Origin of the sequence: Pseudoalteromonas sp. MelDa3 (genome assembly GCF_002863625.1) — a bacterium.
GTDB lineage: Bacteria > Pseudomonadota > Gammaproteobacteria > Enterobacterales > Alteromonadaceae > Pseudoalteromonas > Pseudoalteromonas arctica.
The window spans coordinates 1-1864 of the sequence record NZ_PJBR01000201.1 but is presented as its reverse complement, the minus strand read 5'-3'; the positions used below and the strand labels follow the sequence as shown (position 1 = coordinate 1864).

Here is a 1864-nt window from a genome sequence, read left to right as displayed (position 1 = left end):
AGTGACAACACCGGTGGCGTGCAGCCTATTTCAGCCTCGGCCATTGCTGCAAAAGACGTAAAAATATTTGTAGATACAAACGGCACACCGGGTTTTGTAGATACTCAGTTACCACGCGAAATGAGCAAACAAGATATTACGCAAGTCATAGGCGAATTTCGTCAAGCTGCTAAAAATGCAGTTAATGCAGGATTTGATGGCATAGAGCTTCATGCTGCAAATGGTTACCTTATTAACCAGTTTTTAGACTCAGAGTCAAATGCTCGCACCGATGAATATGGTGGCAGCGTGCAAAACCGTATACGCTTTTTAATTGAAGTGGTAAATGCTGTTAGCGACGAAATTGGTAGCAGCAAGGTAGGCGTAAGACTAGCCCCGTTAACAACCCTTAATGGCACAGTAGACGAAAACCCTGAGGAAACTTATTTAGCTGTTTCTGAGGCATTAAACAAAGCCGGTGTAGGTTACATGCATATAGCTGAAGCCGATTGGGATGATGCACCTTTAATGAGTGTTGAGTTTAAACACGCCATTCGTAAAGCTTACAGCGGTGTATTAATTTACGCAGGCAAGTACACCAAAGAGCGCGCAGACAAAGCAATTAGCGAAGGCTGGGCCGACATGATTGGTTTTGGTCGCCCGTTTGTATCAAACCCAGACTTACCAGCACGCTTAAAGCAAGGCAAGCCTCTTAACAGCCATAACCCCGACACTTTGTTTGGTGGTGCAGAGCAAGGCTATACCGATTATCCAGTTACAAATTAAATTTATATAAATAAGGAGCTGTAATATACAGCTCCTTATTTGTTTTAATTGCACAGAGAGTACTTACTTAATTGCAGTAATAAACTCTTCGTCAGAATACAAGTTCTTAAGTAATTTTTGAACAAGCTCTACATAGCTTCGTTGACCATTTGGGATTGCAATTGCTCCAATAAATGAAGAGTCGAAATTATGTTCAGCTGAAATTACTTTCTCAAATAAAATTGCATCGTCTTCTGAAACAACAAAATTTACTTTTATAAATGATTTCCCCTCTGAGAACCCTGTTACATCAATATCTTGATCAATAACCTTGCCAGTCACTTGCTTTTTAGCAACGCCAGACCAAAGTTTAGCCAGTTTTAATTCTTGTATTAAAGCGCTCTCAATATATTCTCCATAGCTGTTGCCTACAGATGAAACAAGAGGAGAGCCTCGAAGTGATATCTTATTTAATTTTTTTTCTGATTCAATTGTTCCAACTGAGACGGGTGTATTAGACTCTTCTTTTAGTTTAGAAACGTTGCTGATATCTGCACTATAAGGTGGAACTTGAATGGTACATGCACTTAAAAATAAAGCCGCGATTAAACCTAGTGAACTTTTATACTTCATTTTATTTCTGTCCTTATTTATAAATTTGATTGATCAAGTTCTACAACTAGTTTGTTAAATGCTTCTTCCGTTGCACGTTTTGCAGATAAAGAAAAATCATTTTTAAACTCATCAAATTCAGCTTTGCCAAAACCTTTAACTTCACTATTCCATGCTATATCACCATTGTTATTTAAAGTTTTACAGTTTAGCGTGAAGGTAAATTCTGTAGGAGGCCATGTGAATAAGCTATCTGAGCTAGATTGCGTGGTTATTGTCGGTATGAATACATACTCAATTTTCTTATCTTTTAAAAATGTACTATCAGTTAATGATTCAAGCTTATAGACGTTTTCAAATTTGTTAGAAAGCACAGTATACAGCGCTGCTTCTGTGTCTTTATAAGGTTCGTAACTAACATTATCGCCACCACCGCCAGGTGTTTTTACTTGTTTTTTTATATCATCTTCAGAAATATAATAACCTACAACTGATGCTGATTTATTTT

Annotated in this window: 3 protein-coding genes; 1 reads left to right on the top strand and 2 read right to left on the bottom strand. The window is 37.5% G+C overall.

Annotated features, from left to right (window positions below):
- A partial coding sequence (locus CXF89_RS19090; protein ID WP_121955479.1) for an oxidoreductase occupies positions 1-765 on the top strand: 765 nt, incomplete at its 5' end.
- Positions 766-828: 63 nt separating this feature from the next.
- On the opposite strand, the gene CXF89_RS19085 is transcribed toward CXF89_RS19090, so the two are convergent.
- Positions 829-1377 carry a hypothetical protein gene (locus CXF89_RS19085; protein WP_121955478.1) on the bottom strand — a complete coding sequence of 183 codons (549 nt, stop codon included), beginning with the start codon at positions 1375-1377 and terminating at the stop codon, positions 829-831.
- 17 nt (positions 1378-1394) lie between these two features.
- On the bottom strand, positions 1395-1864 hold a 470-nt coding region (locus CXF89_RS19080; protein ID WP_121955477.1), incomplete at its 5' end, for a hypothetical protein.

Bases quoted from the DNA above. Each gene is read 5' to 3' on its own strand.
- CXF89_RS19085 (WP_121955478.1), bottom strand. From the start codon at position 1,377: ATGAAGTATAAAAGTTCACTAGGTTTAATCGCGGCTTTATTTTTAAGT.